Origin of the sequence: Leptospira venezuelensis (genome assembly GCF_002150035.1) — a bacterium.
Taxonomy (GTDB): Bacteria; Spirochaetota; Leptospiria; order Leptospirales; family Leptospiraceae; genus Leptospira_B; species Leptospira_B venezuelensis.
Genome location: NZ_NETS01000007.1, coordinates 113,090 through 139,245, shown reverse-complemented (window position 1 = coordinate 139,245; position 26,156 = coordinate 113,090). Strand labels below are relative to the sequence as shown.

Sequence of the window (26,156 nt, the reverse complement as noted above, 5' to 3'; positions counted from 1 at the left end):
GGTATAGATATTTTAAATATTAAAACTTAAGGTATTCACTCTTAAGGACAAAGGAGCCCTTTGAAACTACTTCCGAGCCATCAGGAAGCCCGCCTAAGATGATGATATCGTCTTCGATCGTGTCTCCTACGATTACGTTAACCGCTTCGAAACTACCTTCTCCATGAGGAACGAATACGAAAAATTTCCCTTCTATCTCGTGAACTGCTTCTAGAGGGACCATCTTACGTTTTCCACCTCCAGCGCTCACCACAAGACCGGCAACTTTTGCTGTCACAGTTTGACCTGGCTTTAATTTGTTTCCTTTATTAGAAACCATGATCCTGAGTTTTGCGGTACGTTTTACGTTATCTAAAACCGTTCCTACATAACCCACTTTCCCTTGGATTTGGACGCTACTATTTTCATCCCCTAAAGGAAAGATAGTCGCCTGTGCTCCTTCTCTCACTCCACCTAGATCTTTTTCATATACATCTAACAAAACCCAAAGATGACTTAAGTTAGCGATTGTGAATAATTCTTCGTTACGAGTTACTTGTTGCCCCAGGATTGCTTTTCTTTCGGTAACTTCTCCATTGATAGGACTTCTTAGGATTAGGTTAGATGAAACATAAATCCCTCTTTCAATTCCTTCTATTTCAGAAGGAGTCAGACCGTAATTGTCCAACTTGATACGAGTGGTCTCCACTTCGGTTCTTGCAGTTTTATACTGCATTGTAGCGAACTCGTATTCTTTTGCAGAAGTAACTTTCATTTCAAAAAGTTCCTTAGCACGATCCGCTTGCATCTTTAATGCGTCCAAAGAGGCTCTCGCTTTTACATAAGCTGCTTCGACCTCTCCCAATTGGATGGAAGATAAAATTGCTAATGGAGATCCTTGGCTGACTCTGTCTCCTTCTTTGACCAAAACTTTTTTTATCCTGGCTTCGACTTGTGAGCCTACCTTTGCCATACTTTCCGGATCGTAAGTAATCCTACCAGGCAATGCAAGTTCTTCGAATTGAGAGACTTCTTTTAAACCAACATAAGTAAGCGGATGCCTTCTGATTACATCTTCCGGAACTGTGAATACATTTTTGTTTTCTTCAGTGATCTTTTTTTCAGGTTTCTTTTTTGAAAGGTATTTGAACCCGAAAAACGCGATCGTGATCCCCAAGGCTAAGACGATAAGCACTTTATATTTTTGGAATAATAGTTTCATTGTTATTCTCCCTGCGCCTTGTTTGCCGAAGAAATTTCCGCGATTTTTCCGGTTGCGGCCTTATAGTTTTCTACCGCATTAAAATATAAATATAGTAGGTCGTAATATTCTCTGAGGATGGTGAGGTAGTTTTTTTCTGCTTGGAGGAAGGTTACTTGATCTGAGGCGCCGCGGACATATGCAATTCTGGATTTCTCTTCTAATTGTTTGTTCTTTTGAAGAAGATTGATCCTTTCGTATTTGGTTAAGAGTTCCTCTCTCGCTAAGAGTTCTTTTTTAGCGGCTTCTATCTCAGCCATTATTTCTCTTTTTTTTGCATCCAAGGCCAATTCGAATTTTCTATATTCTTCTTTAGCAGAATATACCTTTCCTTGGCCTCTATCGTTCAAAGGAATTGGAATGGAAGCAAATACTCCTCCATAATTTTCCCCACCTTTGACCCTCCATTCTCCACCTAACTGCAACCAGCCGTAAGATTCCCTTCTTTGCAGTTCTATGTTCATCTTCTTCTCTTGAAGTCTTTGCTCCAAGGCGGTTAGATCTGGACGTTCTATAGAAGGAAAATCTTCTTTTAGATGAAGCCCCATTTCTTCCAAAGGTCTGAACTTCATGGAATCGACTTTGAATGCGAATACGCCCTCTTCTTCAGATAATCCGGAAAGGATACGTAGATCTTTTTCGATCACTTGTCTGCGCACGATCGCGTCACGGTAGAATTTTTCTACCTGTATCCTTTCTAATTCAAGGCGTTCGAATTCTAAAGGAGAGATGTCTCCCTTCTGTACTCTAAACTTTGTAAGTTCTAAAAGGTCACTATAGTTTTCGTAGAATTCTTTGTTTGTATCTACTAGAAGAGTAAGAAATACGAATGCCCAATAATTCTGACGAAGTCTCATTCTAAAGATCCGATCAAAATTTCGGAAGTCTTGGATGGAGGCTTCGAATGATTTTTTAGCTACTCTAGTTCTTAGAGGAACAACTCCATATACGTCCACTTCTTGGTACATACCAGGCGCCGTTTCCGGACTTCCACCTTGTGAGTTAGGAGTTCCTCCAATGAACTGTTGTTGGAATTGAATGACTGGATTTCGGTATAAGGAAGCGGTGATCACCCGCCCTCTCTCGATCCCCATATTTTGTTTTTCGGATAAATACAAAGGGTTGTTTGAGATCGCATATTCGGTCAGACGATCCACATCCCAGTCTATGACCTTGCCAGCAGTTGGACTTACACTTGCGGAAGTATTAGTTAATGGAGTCGTTTGGTTCGGTTTATTAACCGTGCTTCCCTTTTTATCTTCGCTAGTTGTTTCGAAAGGGATCGTTTCCGGAAATACGAGTGTCCCGAAAGGAAATAAGAAGGAAGAAGCAGCGAAAACAGAAAGAAGGATCCAACTTCTTTTCTTACTATAGGAAGTCTTATCGAGTAGATCTTGTTCGTGTCCCGATTGGAAGTCTTGCATCCTCTTTCCTTATGACTATTTCAATATCAAGCCCTGATACCGCAAGTCCGTTTGCCTTTTTAGAAGATTTCATTTTAGAAAAGCCGGAATAAGTACCATTTCCCGTCTTGCTTTATGAAATATGGATTGATCAGTTCCCTTTCTAGTTTCTGGTTCTCTTTAAATTTGAGTTTTAACTCACAAGCGTTCTTGCTCTCGTAATAAAAATCGACCTCGATCCCTCCGGAGGATAGTAACAAATCACGGACTGTTCTCACATCCTTAGAGTTTTTCTGTTTTTCTAGTAGATCTCGATCGAAAAAGTATATGCGAAAATAATTATCTGCAGTCGCAATTTCTTGTATAAGTTGTTCTCTGGTCCAATTCCCTTTTATGTCCAGGTAGATCCCGTCTTTCTTGGATACTATCTCAGGTAAAAAATTCAGATCTCTTGAGATCGTCCCTGAAACAAGACGTTGTACTAGTTTTAGGATCTCTTCTGTGTCATTAGAATGTTCTCCTGTATGTCCTGCGAGGAAAACTTTTCCTTTAGTAACAACTGGAGCAATTTCAGGACTTCGCTTAGCAAAAAGAGAAGTTTCGCCTTTCGTAACGCAAGAAATTTGTAATAATATTAGAAGTAATAGTCCTCTGAACAAAACAGATCCGCAAAAAGATAGATGGAACATGATTAGGACCCCTAATAAAACTGAAGGTTCCCTTTAGCCTTGGGATTTCAGTGCCTTTTTTAAAAGTTCTTCTAAGTCTTTTCCGTAGAGCACAGAAAGTCTGGACGGATTATCCGCTAAAAATCGGCGAGCGCCTTCTGTGAAGTCCGCATCTCCAATAATGAATGCCTTGTCCAATGCCATATCTTTTACCTGGCCCAAGGTATCCCTTAAGAATATATCAGAAATTTTAGCGTCCTTCCATTTTCTGAATTTGAAAAGTGCTCTGGTCTCTTTGTCAGTTTTGTTCAAACCTTGGAAATTGACCCCGTCACCTTCCTTGTTCGGGATCTCTCTACTCACTGTATAATTCAGGGCAAGAACTACCTTCACGCATAAGTTTTTGAAATCTACACCTTTCAAGGACCTATAATGGTCCATGGCACTGATCCCGATCTTATTCACGTCGATTACGATCTTATTACCTTCTTCATCTATGATTCCTTTGATATGGAAGGACTTGGAAGATTTTAAACCTGAGATCTCATAATAACGTTCTACCGGAAATAGTTCCGCGAATAATTTTCCAAGCTCTTGCTCTGGAAGAAATCCACTCTTGGAAACTTTTCCAAGTTCCAATCTTTTGGTTTCTACTTGGTATTTATAATTTGCGAGTTCAATGATACGATCGTCATCCACTCTTTCAGATTCCGCTTCGATCAGATATTCGCTGGCGTCTTCTAATCTTCCCATATGAACGGCTACTAGAGCGAAGTGAAAATCAGAGTCTATCATCTCCTGTTTCCATCCGTTATTCCGAGCTATCTCCATACAAAGCCTGGCATGTTTTAGAGCTTCGTTCCAATTTCCTTTTAATATAAATTCCAACATGATGAATTGGAATAATGTGTAACGAACATACTCATCTGTGACAACATCTACCACAGAGTTTGCTACACGGATCGCCTCATCGTGTTCTCCCGCTCTAGACAAAGAAACCGCGTATAAAAATCCACCTACGGAAGATGTTGGATCTTCTTCGAATGCTTTTTGGAAATAGAACTTCGGATCCCCTTTTCTTAAGATCCCTGCGACCACACCTTTTCCTAAAAGTAAGGCAGGCATTTTGATCTTCTCATCGGGGATTCTGGAGAGGAATTTATCTGCGATCCCAAATTCTTTCTGACCGATTGCCATAAAACCAATTCTGATACAAGCCTCTAGGTTATCCGGGTCTACTGAAAGGGTATCCGAATAATGGAATACCGCTTCTTCATATAAATCTTGTTGGTAATATATATCTGCGAGACGATTGGAAACTGCTACTTCTGAAATTTCCTTATCGAAGCTTCCAATCTTTTTGATCCGATCTAAATGTTTTGCTTCGTTATTATAATCGCCCTCCATGGCGTAAATTTTCGCCATGATAAAATGAGCCCTGGTGTTAGATGGATTGGAATCTAAAATATCTCGGATGAGGATTCGAGAGTCGACGTAATTTCCCATGGCCGCCAAAGCTAGAGCTTTCTCAAATGAATCCTTTTTGGATTGAATGAGAAAGGAACCTGCTGCGACTATCAGGATGATTCCAGCTGCTACGAGAATTACAAAGATCATTTTTCGGAATTTCTGCTATTAACTAAATAAATGTTGGATAAAATCAAACGTTTTCAATATCCTGCTCCCGATGGGAAGAATCACTTACCTGAGGTTTGCATTTTCCCTTTTTCTCCGGGACTGGATCACCAGTGTATTGCACGTCGTATTCTCGACGTTTTTCGCCTACGGATTTTTATTCGGATTTTTCTCCCTTCGTACGGAAAAAAGACCCACGGACGTTTCTAGTATCGATCTATTTCTGAATTCTCCGTACTTGGTTTTATCTCTTTGCGGCCTTGCTTTAATTTTTATGAGCATAGTCCGGGTGATGACTCGTTCCGGGGATAACGGTATTATGATGGCCGTTGGCGGAAATAGACAGGGAGTCGTGCTCTTACAAACAGTGGAACTATGGATCATACACGGGATCGGGTTCTTATTCTCCTTAATTTTAAGCGTTTTTATCCCTATCGGGAAGTCAGAGTTGGTCTCCCCTCTCGATTATTTAGCAAGTTTGGGTTCGGAAGCCTTACTGATCGGTGGAATTAGCGCACTCGTTGCCTATTTATACACCTTGGTTGATCCTTATAGATCAATTCGGAGGGGAAAATGATCCTAAGGATTAATAATCTCTCCAGGCATTATGGTTCCACCAAGGCAGTCAACGCGATCTCCTTCGATATCAATCAATCCGACTATGTCGCGATCGTAGGACCCTCCGGTTCCGGAAAAACCACATTACTTTCCATGATCACTGGTATGTTATCCAGTAGTTCCGGAGAAATTTACTTCGACACTTTAAAACTTTCCTCCATGACTAAAGGGGAACTCGCCAGATTCAGAGCAAAAAACATAGGATTGATCTTCCAATTTTCAGAATTGGTTTCTCACCTAACTGTAGAAGAAAATATTCTTCTTCCTGCATTACTCGTTGGAAAATTCGAAGAACAAGAATACAGAGAAAAATGTGAATATCTAATCTCCAGTTTGAATCTTCATACGATAAGAAACCAACTTCCGAGCAGTCTTTCCGGAGGACAGATCCAGATGACTGCAATCGCCAGAGCACTTATCAATGAACCTGAAATGCTTCTTGCTGACGAACCTTCCGGTGACTTGGATCCAGAAAATAGTGAATTAGTACGTAAACTTCTCTCAGACTTTAATTCCAGAGGACTCACAATCCTGCTTGTGACCCACGATATGAATCTTGCATTCGATGCTAAGACGATCTACGAAATGAGAGAAGGAAGTTTTACCAGAGTCGTTAAATGAGTTCTATTATAGGCGTGGATATCGGCGCCCAAAGTATAAAAGCCTGTCTTACAAATCCATCCGGCAAGATCATTTCTCATTCAGATCGAAAGACCGGACCAGAAATGGATTCTAAACACTTTTTGTCCATATTGGAAGAACAGATCTCTGAACTCATTTCAAGTTCCACAGATCAAGTAAAAGGTATTGGAATAGGAAGTCCGGGGCCAATAGATAAAGAAAATGGAATATTGATCTCTTCCGCAAATCTTCCCTTATTAAAAAATGTCCCCTTAGTCGATTTTTTAAAGAAGAAGTTCGGTATTCCAGTTTATTATGATAATGATGCAAACTGTGCGGCCCTGGGAGAGTATTGGTTTGGAGAAGGCAAAACTTCTTCCAATCTGATCGTTCTTACACTAGGAACCGGACTAGGCGGCGGATGGGTTTTCCAAGGTAAACTATTCGATGGTTATCTTGGGAATTCAATGGAAGTAGGACATACTACGATTCACCCAGGAGGAGCACTTTGCGGATGCGGCCAACGAGGATGTGCAGAAGCCTACTTCAGTGCCAGCGGATTCTCTTCTCGGTTCTTAGAAAAGACAGGTTCCAAACTTACTGATATAGAAACCCTTTTCGATCTAGCTTCTAAACATCATAAAGAAGCAAACGAGATCTTGGAAGAAGGGATAGAATGTTTAGCGCAACTCATTCGTAATCTAATCCATTTACTAAATCCGGAACATATTGTATTATCTGGAGGTATAGCTAAGTCCTATTCCTTTTTCGGAAAACGACTTGAAAACAGGGTGAGAGAAATCATATTTCCCATATTCAAAGAATACGTAAAGATCCTTCCGGGAGAATCAGTCACTGGCGCCCTGGGAGCAGCAAGTTTATGTTTGGATAGTAAAACATGACAGATTCCTGTATATTTTGCAAACTTATCAATAAAGAAATCCCAGCTAAGATCATCTTTGAGGATGAGAATCTATTAGCTTTTCATGATATTTCCCCTCAGGCTCCCACTCATGTTTTAGTTATTCCTAAAAAACATATCGTGGACATAGATAAAACTAACGCAGAGGACAAGGCTCTTCTCGGGGAAATTTTATATAGAGCCACAGAAATCGCAAGATCTCTAGGACTCAATAAAGAAGGTTTCCGAATTGTGAACAATATGGGCCTACTAGGTGGCCAAACGGTATTCCATCTTCATTTTCATATACTCGGTGGAAGACAAATGAAATGGCCTCCTGGCTGATCTGCAACGAGGATCTATTTTGAAAAAATTATTACTCGGATTCGGGATCAGTGTTTTATCTCTGGGTTTTCTATTTTGGAACCTAGATCTCTCGGGTTTTACTTCTATTTTAGAAAGATGGAAACCTATCTTCTTAATTCCATTCTTCGTGGCTATTCTTTGGGGATTATATTTATTCTCTTGGAGATGGTATTTATTATTAAATAAAAAAGTTCCTTTCAAGACTGCACTTCTCTCCGCTTATATTGGAGTGGGAGCAAATCAATTCTTACCTGCAAGAGGAGGAGATATTTTTCGTCTCTATCTTTGTAAAAAAGGTGAGAGTATTGGTTATGGAAATTTAGTCAGCGGGATCTTTTTAGAAAAGGTCTTAGACTTCTCCTTTATTTTCTGCGCGGGATTAGGTGCCCTTTTTATTTTAGGAGTAAACGGTTCCGAAACAAAAATTCTATTTCCATTACTTGGGATATTCGGGATCTTCTCCGCACTTGTAATCGTTCGACTATTTCATAAAGATCTCATCACTTTCGGAGAATTTCTATTTTCTAAAATTGGAAAGAAGGAATTCTTTACGGAAAAATTAGCACCTCAAGTAACCGAACTCGGAAGTTTTTTAACTTTTCGTAATGTTTCCAGCTACGGAATTTTGACTGCCTGTACCTGGCTTTTAGGATATGCCATCCATTATACTCTTTTACAATACTTAGTAGGGATCCATTTAAGTCCGTTAGAAACTGTATTTATTATGTTCTGTGGAGCTGTGGGAGTGATGGTACCTTCTGCACCATCAGGTGCGGGGGTATATCACGCATCTATAACATCCGGTTTTGTATTATTAGGCAGAGAAAGTTCAGAAGGTTTGGTATATGCAACCACTGTTCATTTAGGACAGATGGTTGCACTCGGTATCTTAACTGCTATACTCTATGTGTATTGGTCTTTTACAGAAAAAGAAAAATAAAATCTCACACAAGAGTAGAACTATTTTTGATCTCTGTATTGATCTTTGTTCCAGAAACAATCGTTTGGTAAACCACACAATATCTCTCAGTAAGTTTTAATAATGTTTGGATCTTTTCTTGATCAGCATCCGAATTTAATTCGAAATACAATCTAATATCTTTAAAACCGACAGGGACTTCTTTAGAAACTCCTAACGTTCCCCTAAAATCCAAATCTCCTTCGGCTCTTACAGACGCTTCTTTGATATTTATCCCGATAGAAGTGGCGACCGCGCCTAATGTTACACCAGCACAGGCGACCAAAGCTTCTAAAAGTAAATCCCCTGAACAAGCAAGCATACCAGTTCCACCAGTAGCGGGATGTAGTCCTGCGTCTGCCAAGGCCCGACCCGTCTCTACTTTACAAGAGATACCTTCGCCTAATTTACCTTTTGCTTTTAATGTATAAACCGCTGAGTCCGGAGCTTCGCGATATTTGTCTTTTAAAGGAGTTTGTATTTTTTTTAAATCTTCGGAGTTCATGTACCTGACCTGGTCGGAATCTTTGTCCCGACACAGATCTAACAATCAACCGAAGAGTAAAAATCGGAAAATTTTAAGGGCTTTCCGGTTGGGCAATTTTAGGAAGACCTTCGCAGCCAGGAATTCCGACATGTTTTGTTTCCTTTTTCTGGAACACCTCACAGGTCGATTTTTCTAAGGCAGAAACACATTTCTCAAATTCTTGGGCCATTTCAGGCGTTGCTTCTTCTTTTTTTAATTTCCTTTGTTCCCTTGCCTGATCAAAGTTTTCTTTAAAATAAGTAACACATGCTTCTTGGGACTGTAGAAATGCAGGAAGAGTATTTCTATATTTAGGAGGGATCTTTTCGATCTCTTCTTTTCCGCATTCTATTACCTTAGAACAAAATGCTAATTGGAATCTGGGTCCTAATTCTAGGATTTTCTGTTCAGGGGATTTGGAACAATTAGCGAAAGCAAGACCTGCAAAAGATAATAACATTATAATTTTTATATATTTCATACGAGAACCTTTGGAAATTTTTTAGCAATAGATTATTATCCCAGGTAGAACAGAAAACCGTTTTTCATAAAACTATAATTATTTAGGCCTAACAATTGCTCGGGGAAACCATATAGATTTTCGTAAACGAGCGGAACTTCTGCGCATTTTGCCCGTCTATTTCCGGTTTTATGAGATTTTTCACCCTTTTTTGCGTCTTATACGTTTCGGAATGATTTTTTTATTTCCAAATCTAATCCACATAGGTAATTTCTAAACCCGCTATTCTATGGATAAATCTAAAAACGGAAAAAACTCCCGAGTAGTGATCACCGGTATCGGGGTCATTCTTCCGAACACTTTTTCAGTAGAAGACTTTTGGACCAATCTTTCAGAGGGAAGATCCCAACTCGATTTTATCACACGTTTTCCTACAGAAAACTTCCCCATCAAGGTTGCAGGGGAGATGAATACTTTCGATTACAAAAAACATCTACCCGATCTGAGCGATAAATACTCTAAAAACTATAATACAGAAACTCTCGCATTAATGTCAGCAATGGAAGAAGCCAATAAGGATGCAGGCATCACTAAAGGTGATCTTCATCCTAGCAAAGTTGGTTTTATAGATTCTTCTTCCAGAGCTTCTATGGCCTGGTGGGATTTTGCCTGGAGAAAATATTTGGAAGAAAAGGATCATAACGTGTTTGATCGCTATTCTGTCCTCACTTCTATGGCTTCCAATCCCACGAACCTGACCGCGATTAATGCAAATATCCAAGGTTTTGTAACAACTGTATCGGCCGCCTGTGTGGGAGGCCATCATGCCATCAGTTTGTGTTATCAAGCTATCCGTAAAGGTAGAGCAGAAGTAATGTATGCTGGCGGTCATGAATTTCCCATACTGCAACCTTTAATGATGATGTACTCTGATCCTATGAGCAGGGTAATGTCTTTGGAAAAAGATAATCCTAAAAAAGGGATTCGTCCTTATGATATAAACAGAGACGGATTTTTATTGGGGGAAGGTGCGGTCGTTCTTGTAATGGAAAGGTTAGACAGAGCATTACAAAGAGGCGCCAAAATTTATTCAGAAGTTTTGGGAACTTATAGTTATAACGAAGCAGATCACGCCATGAGAATGGACTTAACCGGCAAAAAAGCCACCACTGGTCTCAGGCATTTGATGAAAATCAGTGGGCTTCGTTTAGGAGATATTGATTATTTCTGTGGGCATGGAACAGCAACACATAATAATGATTTAGCGGAAAGTCGTGCGATCGGTCACTTGTATGAGGGTCGTCCTAAATTTCATTGGGCACCTGTTGGTTCTATCAAACCTATATTCGGTCATACATTCGGAGCAGCGGGAATTATCAATGTCGCTGCAACCTCTCTTATGTTGAAAAATCAGACCCTATGTCCAACAATCAATCTGGAGAATCCAGATCCTGAATGCGATCATGATCATGTGGCAGAAGGGGCGAGAAAGGCAAAAATCAGATATGCAATTTCCATGGCGTTTGCGATCGGAAGCCAATCTTCATTCGTAAGTTTGGCAGCTCCGGAGTTTTGAGGAGTATATGCAGTTATCAAAACAATATAATATTCTTAAAAGGACTGGAGTGGCTCTTCTTTATAAAGGGCCTTTTTCTGAGACTACCATTTCTTCTCTAAATGATCTTCTCAAAGAAAAGTTGGAAGGAGAAAAGAAGAAGAACCGCATCCTCACTGTATTCGTGGAAATGGCACAGAACGTCGCACATTACTCAATAGAAAGAGACGAAAAAAGCGGGATTGGTATTCTAGTTTTAAGAAGAAAGGCCCATAACTGGGAACTCAACTGCGGGAACGCGATCACTCCAGAGCAGGCTATATTCTTAAAAAGTAAAATAGAAGAAGTTAAAAAACTTTCTCCAGAAGAACTCAAACAAAGATATAATGAACAAATCCGCTCTGATAGACCTGAAAAAAGTAAGGGCGCTGGTTTAGGATTTTTCGAGATAGCAAGAAAGTCGGATTTACCTTTGGTATACCAATTAGAGGAGGCGGACAACGGAGATCTTTTCTTCCGATTGACCGCCCGATTTCTGTTAGAAGGCGCCTACTCTTCCGGACTTTAAAACAAATAACTTAAATCGAATCTATTTTGATGATCACAATTGTGTGATTGTCTCTTGTCAGCCTTAGATTCGCCTCTTCAGAAAGGATCCTACAAGTTTCTCTTAGATCCTCATGGTCTCTCATAATCTTTTCGATTTGGTCTATGTTTAGGACTTCAGTAAGACCATCTGTGCAAATCAGTATAAAATCTCCCGGAGATAATTTTCCAGAATAATCAAATGTATCAACTTCTATACTTTTAGTCCCGCCACCTATACAACTTGTCAGAAGGTTTCGGCCATAACTGGAACCGAGCTCTTCTCCAATATTATGATCTACTGTTACTTTACTAAGTCCATTTTTAGTAAGATGATAAAGACGGCTGTCCCCTACATTGAAGATCCAGGATTTTCTTTTTCCCAAAAGACAACCGACCAAGGTGGTTCCCATTTTTGGTTTTCCTATGGATTCTCCGTAAGCGTTTACTTCATTATTAATTTTGCGGATTAAATTTTTCCAGCCGGAAGAAGGTAACTCTTCGATAGGGCGAATCGCTTTCTCCATCCAAGCAAGTTTTTCTAATGCAACTCTACTTGCGATCTCGCCGGCTTCATGTCCGCCTAAACCATCTGCCAAAGCGAACAGCCCGGAAAATTCCTCGGTGTCTAATTCGCGGACTGTTTCTGATTCTCCATGAGTTTGGCCGCATACCAAACTATCTACGGATAAAAAAGAATCTTCGTTATGAGAGCGAAAGTTTCCTTTGTCCGTGATTGCATAATACCGGAGTTTCATATTTTTTTTGACCGGAAAAACCGATTATAATTCTCGAAACGGAATTACGCATATTTGACTCATCCAAACTTTCCTTCAAGAAAAAATATTACGTTTTTATTTAGCAGTGTAGCCGCCGTCCACAGGAAGCGCAACACCAGTAATAAAGGAAGCCTCTTCGGAACATAACCAAACTGCCGCCTTAGCGACTTCACTCGGTTCAGAAAGTCGATTTACAGGATGTAATCTGGTAATTCTTTTCTCCGCCTCTTTTGGATCAGACGAAGAATGAAACAGTCCTTCTAACATTTCTGTCCTAATAAATCCAGGACAAACTGCGTTCACTCGTATCTTTTTTTCTGCATATTCTAAGGCCGCAGATTTCGTAAGCCCGACGACTCCATGTTTTGCTGCAGAATATGGAGCAACTTTCCAATCCGCACCGACTAGTCCCGCGATAGAAGAAACATTTACGATAGAACCCCCTCCTCTTTTTAAAAGAAGTTCTATTTCATGTTTCATACAAAGCCAAGTACCTTTTAGGTCCACTGCGATCACTTTGTCCCAAACTTTTTCCGGGTATTGATGTAGATCAGTTGAGAGCCCACCAACCGCAGCATTATTCACTGCATAATCCAGGCCTCCAAATTCTGACTCGGCTTTCTGTACTAATTCTTTAACTTGGGAATCATCAGACACATCACATCGGAAAAACTTTACATTTCCACCTAGTTTGGAAATTTCCTCTTCGGTTTTTTTTCCTTCTTCTTCTCTTCTACCGCAGAATATCACCTTCGCACCTCTGGAAACAAATTCCTGTACGATTGCTTTTCCGATACCTGCGTTCCCGCCTGTGACTAATGCGACCTTATCTTTCATCGGATCTTTCTAGTTTCTCCGGTCCTGACTTTATTCAGATATTTTTTTAGATGGGAATTGATTGTCTGAAGATCATCTAACTCTTGAGAAGGATCTACTTTTCCTAAATCTGCGACTAATATGAGAAGATATCTAAGTTCTTCTAAATGAACTTTTGCTCTTAATATATTTTTTACTTTTTCCGCACGAATCCGAGTTCCCCAAGCTCCTGCGATCCTAACAGGCAATAAGGAAGATATAGATCTGATATGTTCTAAAAGACTTGGCTCTACTTTTCCTTTCCAGCTCTCGCAAAGTTCATATAGATGGAGAAGGAAAACATGTGATAGATTCCATACTTCTAGTTTACGAAATCCGAATACAAATCCATCAGGGCCGACTGCATTTGAGGCCTCTTTTCCGATCTCAGGACTTTGCATCTTGATGTATTTTCCAGTATCAAATTTATTTTTGAACTCAGAAGGGATCGGAACTACCTTTCTAAGTTTATAATCAAAGAATAAAACTCTGATCTTTACGACGGAGACCTTCTCTGCTCGATTCCTTTTAGAAAGCCTAAAGTATAGATCAAAAGACTTTTCCCCGAAATTGTCCAAGGAAACGTCTATAATCACTTTATCCTTATATAATAATTCTCCCTGGTATTGTATGGAAGCATTAGCAAATATGATGCTATTCCCATGTATGTCTGTGACGGAATATCCAAGGTATTGGAAGAACTGGAGGTGAGCCTCCATCACAAGGTCCAGTACACTTGCAAAAGAAACATGTATGTCCAAACTCAGATCGATCTTACGGATCGGAATCTCAGTCGAAAAATAATATTCCGAAGGGAACTCAGCTTCCGCCTGAGAAGTTTGGGCTTTGGAATTCATACTTCGAATTTCGCCCTAAATGCGGACGGGATCTCCAAAGTTTTTTTAGAAACATAGTCAAAGAATACTAGAGAAATTTTTGCAAGTCCCACTTCTTCTTTAGAAACTTTTTGAGAAGCAGAGATATACAACTCGCAGGACTTCTTCCCTAAATTAAAAACTCCAGCCGAAAATTCTAAAACGTCTCCAGCTTTTGCTTCGGATTTATATTCCACCTCCATTTTAGGAATAATGATATTGGCTCCTGCTATATTTGCCTTGGACCATGAGTTGGATTCTAAGAATGCATCAAATACTTCGTTTACGAGAGGGATAAATGTTTCATAAGTTAGGTGAGAAACAAAAAGTCCACCTACTACGGTGGCACTTCTAGTGTCCGATCTGCGGACAACTAGTTCTGTCTTGAAGTGAAAAGACTCTTTTGGGGCATCTGACATTTCAGCTTCTCTTTCTCGGAAGGGTTCCATCTTAGTATCGGAGCCTGGAAATCCGATCTTAAAGCCTGGGTCTCTGTATCAGCGGGAATGAAGGGAAGATCTGAAATTTTTTATACCAAAGTCTGGTAAAAAAGAGAGACCTAATCCCTCTTACTTAGTAAACGCTCGCATTAAACGATGTTAGTCTTTGGATACAAAATGTCACAGGATTTAAACTTACGATTTGGCTGTATTTTCACCTTGATTTCGTATGAATCTGGCCTTTTTTCCGTCAAAAATCTAACCTTTGGTGAAAACGCCTTTTGTCCGGGCTTTTTTACAAAATAAACGAATGCCACAAGAATCGAAACATCAAACTACTAAGATTCTTTCTGATCCTGATTCTCTTGTACGGGAATTCGTTAAGCCAGGCATGTACTTACATTTAGCCACAACGATGTCTAGGCCAAATGCACTTATCTATTCTCTCTCTCGAGTTTTTGAAGAAACAAATCCTGAGTTCACTATCAGTGTTGCAGGTATTCATTCCAGCGCTCATTGCCTCGCTCTTTCCGGCATAGTAAAGAAGATGATCACAGGTTTTGCTGGAGATAATTATCCTAAACCAAGTCCAAATAGTTTGTATAAAGACTTGATGAAAGGAAAACCTTTCGAGTTGGAACTTTGGTCCCTTCTCACTTTAGTACAAAGATTGATGGCAGGAGCCATGAAACTTCCAGGATTTGTTTCTAACTCCTTAGTAGGGTCTGACCTAATTACGGACAAATTAGGAAAGACCGCTTTTTTATATCATAAGCTTACCGAAGGAAAACCTTACGGAGAAGCTGCAAGCCCTCATCTAGTTTCTGAAAGTAGAGGAACAAAGGAAAAGGACATGGTAGTCCTTTTACCATTATGCCCGGAGATCACATTGGTTCACGGAGTAGTAGCGGACGAAGATGGAAATATTGTTCTTTCTCAACCAGGCGGAGAAGGAGCCTGGGGTGCACTTGCAGCTACAAAAGGTGTGATCGCTACAGTTGAGAAGATCGTACCAAGAGGAACAGTCCCTCCTGAATTAGTGCATATACCAAGTACAAAAGTTTTGGGAATCGCTCCAGCAAGATTTGGAGCTCATCCTCAGTCGTTAAGAGTGCAAGGTTTTCCTGATATCCCAGCATTCGAAGGTGTGGAATCTTATCTGGATGATTACGAATTCCAAATGGAAGCTAATAAGGCGGCAGGCATTCCCGCTAAGGCTGAAAAATGGTATAAAGAAAATGTAATATTATCCGGAGGGCATGAAGACTATCTGGATCTGATCGGAGAAGTAAGACTTAGGCGTTTAAAGATGACTCCTCCGGAACATTCTCTTTCTTCTCCTGAAAATCCTAAAACTGTAAATGATTCAGAGCAGATGATCATTCTTGCAGCAAGGGCGATCATTGAGAAGGTCAAAACAAAAGGATACAAAACAATTCTAGCAGGGATTGGAGCCGCACATATGGCTGCATGGACAGCAGCCAAACTTCTAGAAAAAGAAGGGATCCATATCAAGATTGTCGCTGAGCTTGGATTTTATGGAATGAAACCTTTTGCTGGAGATGTTTTTCTCTTCAGCCAACTTCATACCCAACACTGCTCCATGTTATCTGATATAGTAAGTATATTAGGAACAATTGTACCTGATGATTGTTTGGGAGTGATTGGAGCTGCAGAAGTAGACTGGTTCGGAAATATCAACTCTGTCTTAGATGGAAAAGGAAACTTCTTAGTAGGCTCCGGAGGAGCGAATGATATCGTCTCTACTGCGGATACAATCGTTGTAGCAAAAGCGAATCGTTTTCGTTTCGTAAGAAAAGTAAAACATATCACTTCACCTGGAGACAGAGTGGTAGAAGCAGTTTGTCAATTCGGTAGATTCCAAAGATCTTCTTTTTCTGATCATCCTTTCGAACTGAGCTCTTGGTTAGCACCTGCATCCGACGATGAAATGGAATCAGAAGAAGCTGTTCTAAGATATACACTTTGGCTTCCACCTGATGAAGATCTTCCGATTGCCCAAGAGCCTGCAATCAATTCGGATGAATTGACTGTTCTTAGGGAATTGGATCCGGAAAGAATTTATACCGAACAATTTATGGTGTATACCCGTTTGCCTTAAGTATGATAAAGATGAAGCAAAAGATTGGAATTATGACTGGAAATTTATTATGGACCAAAGGAGTATTGATCCATGGCGAATTCTAAAAACCTAGTTTCGAACGGGGTTCGAATCACCGGGATTGGGCATTATCTCCCGGAGAGGATCGTCACTAACGATGAAATTCGACCTAGATTAAAATATCCTGAAATGCATCCTGCCGAAAAAGCTGTGATTGGCGACATAGGAGTAACTGAAAGAAGAAGGGCAAACGAAAAAGAGACTGCCCAGTTCATGGCTGCAGAAACCTCTAAAATGATCCTAAAAGACGCAGGAAAAAAACCGGAGGATGTGGACTTATTCATTCTAGCTAACTGGACAGATCGTCTTTATTTACCTGATCTTGCTCCTCAGGCTTCTAAACTTGCGGGAACTTCCAACTCATTAGCATTCGATATCTGTACCGCTTGTACCGGCTTCGTTCATGGAGTCCAAATGGGATCCGCGTTCCTAAGCAGCGGAAAATATAAGAACGCACTTGTAATCGGCAGCGAAAGATTTTCTGTCAGAACAAGGATGGGGGGCTACGGAGAATTCACAGCAGGTGACGCAGCAGCCGGAGTTTTGCTTGAATATACCGGAAACAAAGAATTCGGAATTATAGATTCTTTCTTAAAGGATGATGGAGATCTTGCTAGTATAATCGAAACAGGACCAGGCCCTAATTTTTATGTAAAAAGTTATCCGGAACTTGTGACCAACGCAGCGGATCTCACACTTTCCTCTATGGATGATCTATTAAAAAAGAATAATGTCTCATTGGAAGAAATAGATTGGGTAATCCCTCATCCCGGAACTGATGTTGTAGTGCAGGATGTTCTAAAAAGAACAAAATTTCCAAGAGAAAAAATACTTTTGAATTTTGAAAGAGTAGGAAATACTTCCGCTGCATCTATTCCAATTGCTTTATCCGAATATTATTATAAAGGGACCGTGAAAAAAGGTGATTTAATTCTTTCTCCTGCGGTTGGAGCAGGATTTTATTGGGGCGGACTTTTATATCGTCTCTAATAATTCGATATTTGGAATATAATATAAGAGCCTGTCCCGAAAGGTCCAGGCTTTTGAAGCCCAGGGCTAAATTCTTATTGATGGCCTTGGCTTTTTAGATGGAATATAAAAATAAAGGTGAAGTAGAAGGATGATCGTAACAGGGTTCGAACTAAAAGAAAGACTCAATGCCGAATCTGCGTCCGAAGTTTATAAAGCTGTTCGTAAAGAGGACAATAGGTCCGTCATCATCAAATTTCTTCCTGTTTTGGACGAACTACATCCTTCGGTGGTAAATCTTAGAAATGAATTCGAGATCCTAAATTTACTTTCTTCTGGTTATTTTGTTAAACCTATCAAGTTCGAAAAGTTGCAGGATGGATTTGCACTTTTTATGGACTTCGTGCCTGGAGGTTCCCTAAAGGATTTTATCTCCAAAAAGCCGATGACTCTTTCGGACTTCTTCCCTATTGCTATCCAACTTGCAGAAAGACTAAGTGAGATCCATTCCAAAAAGATCATACACAAAGACTTAAAACCGGAAAACATAATATTCAACAAAGATGAAAAACAAATACGGATCATAGACTTCGGGATTTCCACTAAACTAAATAAGGAAGAAACTTCCTGGTCAGCACCGAATATTTTAGAAGGTTCCATCCATTATGTTTCGCCAGAGCAAACCGGAAGAATGAACCGATCCGTAGATTATAGAAGTGATTTTTACTCTTTAGGAATTACTTACTACGAGATGTTGCTCGGGAAACTTCCATTTGATGGGGATGACCTTTTACAATTAGTACATTCTCATTTAGCTAAGATCCCAGCTTCTCCAAAAGAAGCAAGATCCGAGGTTCCTACAGTACTTTCAGAAATCATAATGAAACTTCTGGCAAAAAATGCAGAAGACAGATACCAAACCGCAAGAGGACTCCAAGGAGATTTGGAGAAGGCTTACGCACTCTGGAAAGAAAAGACAGACTTCCCTTCTTTCCCTCTTGCCCAAACAGATTTTTCTACTGAATTCAAGATCCCCCAAAAACTTTACGGAAGGGACGAGTATATCAAAACACTTTTGGAAGAATTCAAATCCGTTGCGACAAACGGAAGATCCAGAATGGTTTTGATCGGAGGATATTCCGGTGTGGGAAAATCTTCCTTAGTGAAGGAAATCAATAAGCCTCTCACAGAATCAAAAGGTTACTTTATTTCAGGAAAGTTCGATCAGTATAATCGCAACCTTCCTTTCTCAGCAATCATTCAAGTATTCTCCAGTTTGGTGGAATTGATACTGACCGAGTCTCCGGAAAGGATCGAAGCTTGGAAGAGTAAGATCAAAAAGGCAGTAGGTGCAAACGGAAAGGTGGTCACAGATGTGATCCCGGAACTCGAGATCATTATCGGGAAACAAGATCCTGTTCCGGAACTTGGGCCCCAAGAGAATGCGAACCGTTTTTATATAGTATTCCAAAACTTCATTAAGGTTTTTGCAAGTCCAGAACATCCACTCGCGATCTTTCTGGATGATATGCAATGGGCGGATACAGCTTCCTTAGAACTTCTCAAAAACCTGATGGAAGATGTAACCGTAAATTATCTTTTCATCATATTAGCTTATAGAGACAATGAGGTAGATTCTTCTCATCCTTTCCAAGTATTATTAGATACTCTGGAAAAAGAAGGCCTGGATCCGTATAAGATTGTTCTCCAACCTCTGGCATTAAAAGACGTAAGACAATTACTCTCAGACAGTCTTTATATTTCGGAAGATAAAACCTCCGAACTCGCGGAAATCATCCATTCCAAAACAGGAGGAAACCCATTCTTTATCGGGGAACTTCTGAAACAACTCGCTAAGGAAGACTCGGTCTATTTCGATCAGGGTTCCGGAAAACCTGGAGAAGGTCTCTGGAAATGGGATATCGCCAAGATTAGAAACACTAAGATTTCGGATAATGTTGTAGAACTTTTAGTAAACAGGATCCGTAAACTTTCTCCTAAGATCCAGGAGACCCTGGAGATGGCTGCATGTATTGGAAGTAGTTTCGACCTGGCACTTCTCACTCGGATTTTGGAAACTGATTACAAAACAGCGCTCGGCTCTTTACAAGAAACAATCGCGGAAGAATTGATCGTCCCAATCGGAGAGAATTATCGTCTTGCAGAATCTTTCGAGGAAACCGCAGCGAATAAGGATAAAAATTACCAAACTGCAAAAACAGTAACTTTCCGATTCCAACATGATAGGGTCCAACAAGCCGCTTACGAAATTATAGAAGAAGAAAAGAAAAAGAAGATCCGCCTGCAATTAGGAAGATTCCTGATAGAAGGAGCAGATTCAAAGCAGATCGAAGACAATATTTTCGATATTGCAAATCACATGAATATTGGCTCTGGATTGATTACAGAGTCCTCAGAAAAATTAAAATTAGCTCAGTTAGATTTAATCGCGGGAAAAAAGGCTAAAAATTCTACAGCTTATAAACCTGCGCTTTCTTATATCGCAAAGGCAAGAGAATTACTCTTCCTTCTTCCGGAAGCATCTCAAGGAGATGATGCTCTTTGGAATACTAAGTATGATCTTTGTTATTCTATTTTTAGAGAGTTGGGCGAAACCCAATATCTAACAGGAAACTTCGAAGATTCTCAGAAGACGATAGACACACTATTAAAATACGCAAGATCTCCGATCGAAAAAGCAGATGCTTGTAACCTATTAATCATCCAATACTCTGCTCTTGGAAAATTTGACTTAGCTCTTCCAATGATCATCAAGGCACTCCAACCATTAGGTGTGGATATTCCTGAAAAAGATCACGAAAAGGTAACGAATGAAGAAATAGAGATCGTAAACAAGGCCCTAGAAGAAAAGACAGTGGATTCCTTGTTGGACCTCCCACTGATCCAAAAACAAGAACAGATCATGGCAGTGAATCTACTTATCAGTGCTATTCCTACTGTTTATAATTTTGCATTATCCCTCTTCCCTATTGTTTCATTGAAGATGGTAAACCTATTCTTGAAGTATGGAAACCTTTCCGATCCTTATGGCTATTCTATGTATGCGATCCTTCTTACTTCAGGATTCCAACAATATAGAAAAGGTTACGAATTCGCAGAACTTGCCATAAAGGTAAGTGAAAAGTATAAAAATCCGAGCGGGATCACCAAGGCAGCGAATATTCTCGCGAACTACACAACTCCTTTCGTAAGACATTTAAAATATTCGGAAGAGATTAACCATAGAGGTATCCAAGCCAGTTTAGAATCAGGGGAATTCCTACATGGCGGTTACTGTGCAATGAACGACGCAGTAAACGTAGTTTTACAATCCAAGAATTTAGAATTAGTAAAACCTAAAATAGATGGTCTCTTAAAATTTACTCGCAAAGTAAAAAACAACTTAGCGATAGACACTGTTCTTGCATCTGCGTTGGTAGTTTCCAATCTAAGAGGAAAAACTTCCTCTCATTTAGAATTCTCCATCGATGATATGAGTGAGCAGGATTATATTGAATTATGTAATTCTCACCAAAGCCCTTTCCCTGTTTGTCTTTTCAAGATAATGAAAGCTAGAACCCTTCTTAGTTATGGAGAGTCAGAGAGTGCATTAAAAGAATTAGAAGAATCCGAAAGTATGCTTGGATTCATTTCTGGTCAGATCGCCGTAGAGGAACATGCTTATCTATATTCTTTAGCGATGGCCGCGAACTATAAACTTTCTACACAAGAACAAAAGGCTAAGTTCTTAGAAAGGATCAAGAAGAACCAAGAAAAGTTAAAACTTCTTTCTACAAATGCTCCAGAAAACTTCGAACATAAATTTCTTTTAGTAGAAGCTGAACTTGCAAGACTAGAATATAAGAACTGGAAAGCGGCTAAAACATACGAACAAGCAGTTCAACTTGCAGGCAAAAATGAATATTATAATGACGAGGCTTTAGCCGCAGAACTCGCATCCAAATTTTGGTTCTCCAAAGGAAGCGCTAAGATCGGGTCCCAGTACATCGCAGAAGCATACCAAAAATATGGAAGATGGGGAGCTACCAAAAAGCAGGAACTTCTCAAAGCCAAATTCCCTGAATTCATCCGAGACAAGGGCGGAAGGGACACCTTCCGCACTACCCGCACAATCGGGACCTTAAGCACAAGAACTGCTTCTGCTACGGAAGTATATTCCGGTCAGACTTTGGATTTCCAATCCATTCTCAAAAGTTCCACCGCAATCTCCGGAGAGATCAAACTAGAATCCTTATTGGATACTTTGATGCAGATCTCCATCGAGAACGTGGGAGCGGAAAAAGGAGTCATGATCTTAAGAAGGGACGGCAAACTTTTCGTAGAAGCGGAAGGTAGCACAACCGACGATGAGATCAGAGTTCTCCAGGGGATCCCGATCCAAGAAAGCAAAAATATACCTATCAGCGTTATCTACTATGTGGAGAGAACCAAAGAAGATCTGGTGCTGCGTAACGCATTCGCGGATGAGAAGTTCAACAAAGATCCGTATATTAGAGAAAGGAAAACAAAATCCGTTCTATGTTCTCCAATTATCAAGCAGGGAGAGCTGATTGGTATATTATATTTGGAGAATAATCTTTCCGAGGCTGCTTTCACTTCGGATAGACTGCAGACTATCTCCATTCTATCTTCTCAAGCAGCAATTTCCATCGACAACGCATTACTCTATGCGAATTTGGAAAGTAAAGTAGCAGAAAGGACCAAAGAGTTGGCTCAAGCCAACGACGATCTGGCATTAAAAAACCAGCATATTACGGATAGTATTACATATTCATTGAATATCCAGCAGGCTATTTTACCTTCTCCTGAAGTGTTAGGAAGCGCGCTTTCCGATTATTTTGTAGTATTCCGTCCAAAAGATATAGTATCAGGTGATTTTTACTGGTTTTCAAAACAGGAAGATACAATATATATCGCATCGGTAGATTGTACTGGCCACGGAGTTCCTGGAGCTCTTATGTCCATGATAGGAAATACTTTGCTCAATCAAATCGTGAACGAAATTGGCATTACTGATCCAGGTTCTATTTTAGAACAATTGCATAAAAAAGTAAGACAGGCCCTTAAACAGGACATGGACCAAACAAATTCCAGAGACGGAATGGATCTTTGTCTATTAAAGATTGAGGGAAATAATTTATACTTTGCGGGAGCAAAACGGCCTATTTTTATAGGAAAAGGCGGAGTCTTGACCGAAATTAAAGGTGATAGATTCTCGATCGGCGGCAGGCAAAAAGAAGAAACGCGAAAATTTACTACACACTCCATTCCCTTAGAAAAAGGAATACGTACGAGTGTTTACTTAACCACGGACGGCTTTATGGACCAGCCGAATCCGGACCGACAAAAAATTGGTACAAAAGGATTATTAAACTTCTTAAGCGGGATAGAACATCTTTCCTGTGAAGAACAAAAAGAACGTTTAGAATCCTTCCTATTAGCTCACCAAAATGGAGAAGCTCAACGGGACGACATAACACTAGTCGGTGTGATATTGGGGGGAAGATGAGGAGATGTTTCTGAAAAAGGAAGATGCTGAAGATGGAAAATGAAGTCGTAAATCTATTTAAGACTTATCAGGAAACTAGCGAGTTTAATCTACTCGTATCCTTTAAGGGCAGACTGTCTCAGGAAGTTCTAACTGAGTTAGGATCTATGATCCGGACTTCTTTGAGCACAGAATCAAAAATAAAGAAAATTTTCGCGGTATTTATTGAACTAGCGCAAAATATGCTGCACTACTCCGCTGAGCGAAAAATTAACGAAGAGCAGAAAGATGCAGGCGTAGGGATCCTTATAGTAAGGGAAAATTCGGTTGGCTACCATGTTGCTTCGGGAAATTTGGTACTAAACGAGAAGATCGAATTTTTGACCGAAAGGATCCAAAAAATCAACTCCATGAGTAAGGACGAATTAAAGTCCTTCTACCAACAGCAACTTAGATCGGAGAGACCGGAAGATAGCAAAGGAGCAGGTGTGGGATTAATCGATATTGCCAGGAAGTCAGATGGACCTCTGGTGTTTCGTTTCGACAAATTGGATGGCAAACTATCCTTTTTTACGATCTCCGCATTCTTTACGAAGGAAAACTAATCATGGAATCCTTACATATACAACAGACTAAAACTTCACCGGAAATCATCTTAGAATCGGACAAGGGGCTCGCTGAAATTATCGGAGAATCTTATCCAGAAAACGCAATGGCGTTTTATAAACCAGTTTTTGACTGGTTGTCTGCAATCCAAACTGCAAACAAACAAATCCAGTTCCGATTTCAAATGGATTATTTTAATACTAGCTCTTCCAAAGTGATCATGGATATTTTGGACAATCTCCAGAAATATCATGACAAAGGCGGAAAGGTAGAAGTCGAGTGGCTTTATAAAGAAGACGACGAAGACATGCAGGAAACCGGAGAGGAATTCTCATCTGATTTGTCCCTGCCTTTCAAAATGAAATCTTATAAATAAGATTTCTTTCGTGCGGAACAAGTGGAAAAGAACGAACCTTCGAAAGAACAGAATACTTTTTTCGAGCAGGAATTTAAACTTCTCTCGGATGCTCAGTCTTTTTTAGAAGATTCGAATACCAAAGAGGATCCTAAACAAAAATTAAAAGCCATTGTAGGATCCTACGAGTCCCTTCTTAAACAATCTTCAAAGATCATGAAGATTGGGGACTCTACTCAGCATAGACTTCTCAAAACCCAAGAAGCATTAACCGATTCTAATATAATGTTAGAGGCCGCTTATATGGACCTCAAACTTGTAACAGAGATCGGAAAGATCATCACTTCTTCTCTCGAACCTAAAGTTATCATACAATCTGTTTATGAAAATACTAAATCCATCGTTCCGATGGATGTTCTCGCGTTCGGAACCTACGACGAAGAGAAGAAAGAGATCAAATATAAGTTTTGCGTAATAGATGGAAGATATGTACCGGCTCCTTCTGTGGATTCTTTGGAAGAGGATAACCCTTCTTCCTATTGTGTAAAACAACAGAAAGAGCTGATCACTTTAGATTTAGAAAAAGACTTTCCGAATTATTTAGCAGATATCAGAAAACATTTCGGAGAGAATTCCCAATCTGCATTATATTTCCCGCTCAAAGTAGAAGAACGTTTGATCGGGATACTCACGGTCCATAGTTATTCTAAAAATGCATTTCAACCGAACCAGCTGAACATTCTAAGAACTTTGGCAAACTATGTGGCAATCGGCGTGGATAACGCGGACGCATATAGAACTCTTTCCAAAAGAAACAAAGAACTAAAAGACTCTTTGGAAAAGATCGAAGTATTAAATAAGAGCATAGAAGAAGAAAGGCAGAAGTCCGAAAATCTTCTATTGAACATTCTTCCCAGAAGTATCGCAGACCGTTTAAAAGGAGGAGAAGGTGTTATTGCAGATTATTTCCCTTCTTCGACCGTACTATTTGCCGATATAGTCGGATTTTCTAAGTTAACCACCAAGATCCAGACTCCAACTAGACTTGTAGAGATCTTAAATCGTATTTTTACAGAATTCGACGTGATCGCCGACAAATATAAATTAGAAAAAATTAAAACAATAGGCGATTGTTATATGTTAGCGGGTGGAATTCCTGTCCCAACGGAAGACCACGCGCATAAAGCGGCTCAGGCAGCACTCGACATGATACATCGTTTGAACGAATTAAAACCTGAGTTAGAATTCGAGTTTAATGTTCGTATAGGACTTCATACTGGCGAGGTCGTTGCCGGAGTGATCGGAAAGAATAAATTCGTATATGATCTTTGGGGCGATTCAGTCAATACTGCTTCTCGTATGGAGTCTCATGGAACCACAGGAAGAATCCATGTTTCAGAATCCGTCTATCTTGCCTTAAAAGATAAGTATAATTTCGAAGATAGGAATGTGATCGAGGTAAAAGGAAAAGGCCCGATGCACACTTACTTTCTAGAAGGTATTAAATAATTCAGATATAAAAAAGGATCTCCTAAGAGATCCTTTTTTTCGATCTTCAGCCTAATGCTTCGATCACTTCTTTAGGAGCTTGGACAAGCTCTACAAGAACTCCCTCTCCGCAAAGTGGAAATTCTTCATTTCCTTTCGGATGAATAAAAGTCACATCATGACCGCCGGCACCTTTACGGATACCGCCTGGAGTAAAACGAACTCCTTGAGCGCTTAACCATCCTACAGCTTTATGGATATCATCTACCCAAAGTCCGATGTGATTTAGTTTTGGATCATTCACTTTTGGACTTTTACTTGGATCTACCGGTTCCATGATATCCACTTCTACAGCGTAAGGACCCTTTCCCATCTGTAGGATATCCTCATCTACGTTCTCTTTTTCACTTCTAAAAGAACCAATGTTTTGCAATCCGAGAGTATCCACCCAAAATTTTTTGAGTTTATCCTTACTGTCTCCGCCGACTGCGATCTGCTGCACTCCCAGAATTTTAAACGGTCTCATAATGCCCTATCTTTCGTTTTTTTCCAAATTCTTGCA

Annotated in this window: 24 protein-coding genes; 13 read left to right on the top strand and 11 right to left on the bottom strand. The window is 40.0% G+C overall.

The features are described 5' to 3' along the window. Positions 1-19: 19 nt before the first annotated feature. The 4 genes from B1C82_RS02635 to B1C82_RS02620 all read right to left on the bottom strand — a co-directional run bounded on the left by B1C82_RS02635 (position 20) and on the right by B1C82_RS02620 (position 4,928). Positions 20-1,201: an efflux RND transporter periplasmic adaptor subunit gene (locus B1C82_RS02635; RefSeq protein ID WP_086446068.1), complete on the bottom strand. Its 1,182-nt coding sequence runs from the start codon at positions 1,199-1,201 to the stop codon at positions 20-22. Between the two features lie 2 nt (positions 1,202-1,203). Beyond that, entirely contained in the window at positions 1,204-2,664 is a 1,461-nt protein-coding gene (locus tag B1C82_RS02630; protein ID WP_086446067.1) for a TolC family protein, read from the bottom strand. 74 nt (positions 2,665-2,738) lie between these two features. Further along, entirely contained in the window at positions 2,739-3,332 is a 594-nt protein-coding gene (locus B1C82_RS02625) for a hypothetical protein (RefSeq protein ID WP_086446066.1), read from the bottom strand. Positions 3,333-3,365: 33 nt separating this feature from the next. Beyond that, the gene (locus tag B1C82_RS02620) at positions 3,366-4,928 is read right to left on the bottom strand and encodes a tetratricopeptide repeat protein (RefSeq protein WP_086446065.1); all 1,563 of its coding nucleotides are present in this window, start codon (positions 4,926-4,928) and stop codon (positions 3,366-3,368) included. 292 nt (positions 4,929-5,220) lie between these two features. Here B1C82_RS02620 and B1C82_RS20785 point away from each other — a divergent pair, with 292 nt between their 5' ends. The 5 genes from B1C82_RS20785 to B1C82_RS02595 are packed head-to-tail and all read left to right on the top strand — an operon-like array spanning position 5,221 to position 8,392. Then, on the top strand, positions 5,221-5,523 hold the full coding sequence (locus B1C82_RS20785; RefSeq protein ID WP_234008453.1) for a hypothetical protein: 303 nt from the start codon (positions 5,221-5,223) through the stop codon (positions 5,521-5,523). Then, positions 5,520-6,185, top strand: a complete 666-nt coding sequence (locus B1C82_RS02610) for an ABC transporter ATP-binding protein (protein WP_086446064.1) — start codon at positions 5,520-5,522, stop codon at positions 6,183-6,185. Before B1C82_RS20785 ends, B1C82_RS02610 begins: the two co-directional genes overlap by 4 nt. Further along, positions 6,182-7,087: an ROK family protein gene (locus tag B1C82_RS02605; RefSeq protein WP_086446063.1), complete on the top strand. Its 906-nt coding sequence runs from the start codon at positions 6,182-6,184 to the stop codon at positions 7,085-7,087. Before B1C82_RS02610 ends, B1C82_RS02605 begins: the two co-directional genes overlap by 4 nt. Further along, a complete protein-coding gene (locus B1C82_RS02600; protein ID WP_086446062.1) occupies positions 7,084-7,431 on the top strand; it encodes a histidine triad nucleotide-binding protein in 348 nt (115 codons plus the stop codon). The genes B1C82_RS02605 and B1C82_RS02600 overlap by 4 nt, the downstream gene beginning before the upstream one ends. Before the next feature lie 19 nt (positions 7,432-7,450). Further along, positions 7,451-8,392 carry a lysylphosphatidylglycerol synthase transmembrane domain-containing protein gene (locus B1C82_RS02595; protein WP_086446061.1) on the top strand — a complete coding sequence of 314 codons (942 nt, stop codon included), beginning with the start codon at positions 7,451-7,453 and terminating at the stop codon, positions 8,390-8,392. A 4-nt stretch (positions 8,393-8,396) separates the two neighbouring features. Here the strand turns inward: B1C82_RS02595 and B1C82_RS02590 are convergent, their stop codons facing one another. Next, the gene (locus tag B1C82_RS02590) at positions 8,397-8,915 is read right to left on the bottom strand and encodes an OsmC family protein (RefSeq protein WP_086446060.1); all 519 of its coding nucleotides are present in this window, start codon (positions 8,913-8,915) and stop codon (positions 8,397-8,399) included. Positions 8,916-8,988: 73 nt separating this feature from the next. Continuing rightward, a complete protein-coding gene (locus tag B1C82_RS02585; protein WP_086446059.1) occupies positions 8,989-9,417 on the bottom strand; it encodes an LA_2478/LA_2722/LA_4182 family protein in 429 nt (142 codons plus the stop codon). A 268-nt stretch (positions 9,418-9,685) separates the two neighbouring features. Here B1C82_RS02585 and B1C82_RS02580 point away from each other — a divergent pair, with 268 nt between their 5' ends. Together B1C82_RS02580 and B1C82_RS02575 are read left to right on the top strand one after the other, a co-directional pair. Continuing rightward, positions 9,686-10,972: a beta-ketoacyl-[acyl-carrier-protein] synthase family protein gene (locus B1C82_RS02580; RefSeq protein ID WP_086446058.1), complete on the top strand. Its 1,287-nt coding sequence runs from the start codon at positions 9,686-9,688 to the stop codon at positions 10,970-10,972. Between the two features lie 7 nt (positions 10,973-10,979). Continuing rightward, complete coding sequence (locus tag B1C82_RS02575) at positions 10,980-11,519, top strand: SiaB family protein kinase (protein ID WP_086446057.1); 540 nt, start codon at positions 10,980-10,982, stop codon at positions 11,517-11,519. Between the two features lie 10 nt (positions 11,520-11,529). On the opposite strand, the gene B1C82_RS02570 is transcribed toward B1C82_RS02575, so the two are convergent. From B1C82_RS02570 to B1C82_RS02555, 4 genes are all read right to left on the bottom strand, one after another. Further along, a complete protein-coding gene (locus B1C82_RS02570) occupies positions 11,530-12,294 on the bottom strand; it encodes a PP2C family protein-serine/threonine phosphatase (RefSeq protein WP_086446056.1) in 765 nt (254 codons plus the stop codon). Positions 12,295-12,390: 96 nt separating this feature from the next. After that, positions 12,391-13,152 (bottom strand): SDR family NAD(P)-dependent oxidoreductase, encoded by a 762-nt coding sequence (locus tag B1C82_RS02565; RefSeq protein WP_086446055.1) that lies wholly within the window; start codon positions 13,150-13,152, stop codon positions 12,391-12,393. Beyond that, positions 13,149-14,027: a four helix bundle protein gene (locus tag B1C82_RS02560; protein ID WP_086446054.1), complete on the bottom strand. Its 879-nt coding sequence runs from the start codon at positions 14,025-14,027 to the stop codon at positions 13,149-13,151. Before B1C82_RS02560 ends, B1C82_RS02565 begins: the two co-directional genes overlap by 4 nt. After that, entirely contained in the window at positions 14,024-14,494 is a 471-nt protein-coding gene (locus B1C82_RS02555; RefSeq protein ID WP_234008452.1) for an acyl-CoA thioesterase, read from the bottom strand. Before B1C82_RS02555 ends, B1C82_RS02560 begins: the two co-directional genes overlap by 4 nt. A gap of 301 nt (positions 14,495-14,795) precedes the next feature. On the opposite strand from B1C82_RS02555, the gene B1C82_RS02550 reads away from it, so the two are divergent. From B1C82_RS02550 to B1C82_RS02525, 6 genes are all read left to right on the top strand, one after another. Then, positions 14,796-16,607 carry a CoA-transferase gene (locus B1C82_RS02550; RefSeq protein WP_086446053.1) on the top strand — a complete coding sequence of 604 codons (1,812 nt, stop codon included), beginning with the start codon at positions 14,796-14,798 and terminating at the stop codon, positions 16,605-16,607. A gap of 72 nt (positions 16,608-16,679) precedes the next feature. Further along, complete coding sequence (locus B1C82_RS02545) at positions 16,680-17,657, top strand: ketoacyl-ACP synthase III (protein ID WP_086446052.1); 978 nt, start codon at positions 16,680-16,682, stop codon at positions 17,655-17,657. 130 nt (positions 17,658-17,787) lie between these two features. Beyond that, positions 17,788-23,166, top strand: coding sequence for a protein kinase domain-containing protein (locus B1C82_RS02540; protein WP_086446051.1), 5,379 nt, complete (start codon positions 17,788-17,790; stop codon positions 23,164-23,166). A gap of 32 nt (positions 23,167-23,198) precedes the next feature. Continuing rightward, complete coding sequence (locus tag B1C82_RS02535) at positions 23,199-23,750, top strand: SiaB family protein kinase (RefSeq protein WP_086446328.1); 552 nt, start codon at positions 23,199-23,201, stop codon at positions 23,748-23,750. Between the two features lie 2 nt (positions 23,751-23,752). Next, positions 23,753-24,127: a DUF1987 domain-containing protein gene (locus tag B1C82_RS02530; protein WP_086446050.1), complete on the top strand. Its 375-nt coding sequence runs from the start codon at positions 23,753-23,755 to the stop codon at positions 24,125-24,127. A gap of 21 nt (positions 24,128-24,148) precedes the next feature. Then, on the top strand, positions 24,149-25,615 hold the full coding sequence (locus B1C82_RS02525) for an adenylate/guanylate cyclase domain-containing protein (protein ID WP_086446049.1): 1,467 nt from the start codon (positions 24,149-24,151) through the stop codon (positions 25,613-25,615). A 46-nt stretch (positions 25,616-25,661) separates the two neighbouring features. Here B1C82_RS02525 and B1C82_RS02520 read toward each other — a convergent pair whose 3' ends face one another. Beyond that, positions 25,662-26,120 (bottom strand): VOC family protein, encoded by a 459-nt coding sequence (locus tag B1C82_RS02520; protein WP_086446048.1) that lies wholly within the window; start codon positions 26,118-26,120, stop codon positions 25,662-25,664. Positions 26,121-26,156: the final 36 nt, after the last annotated feature.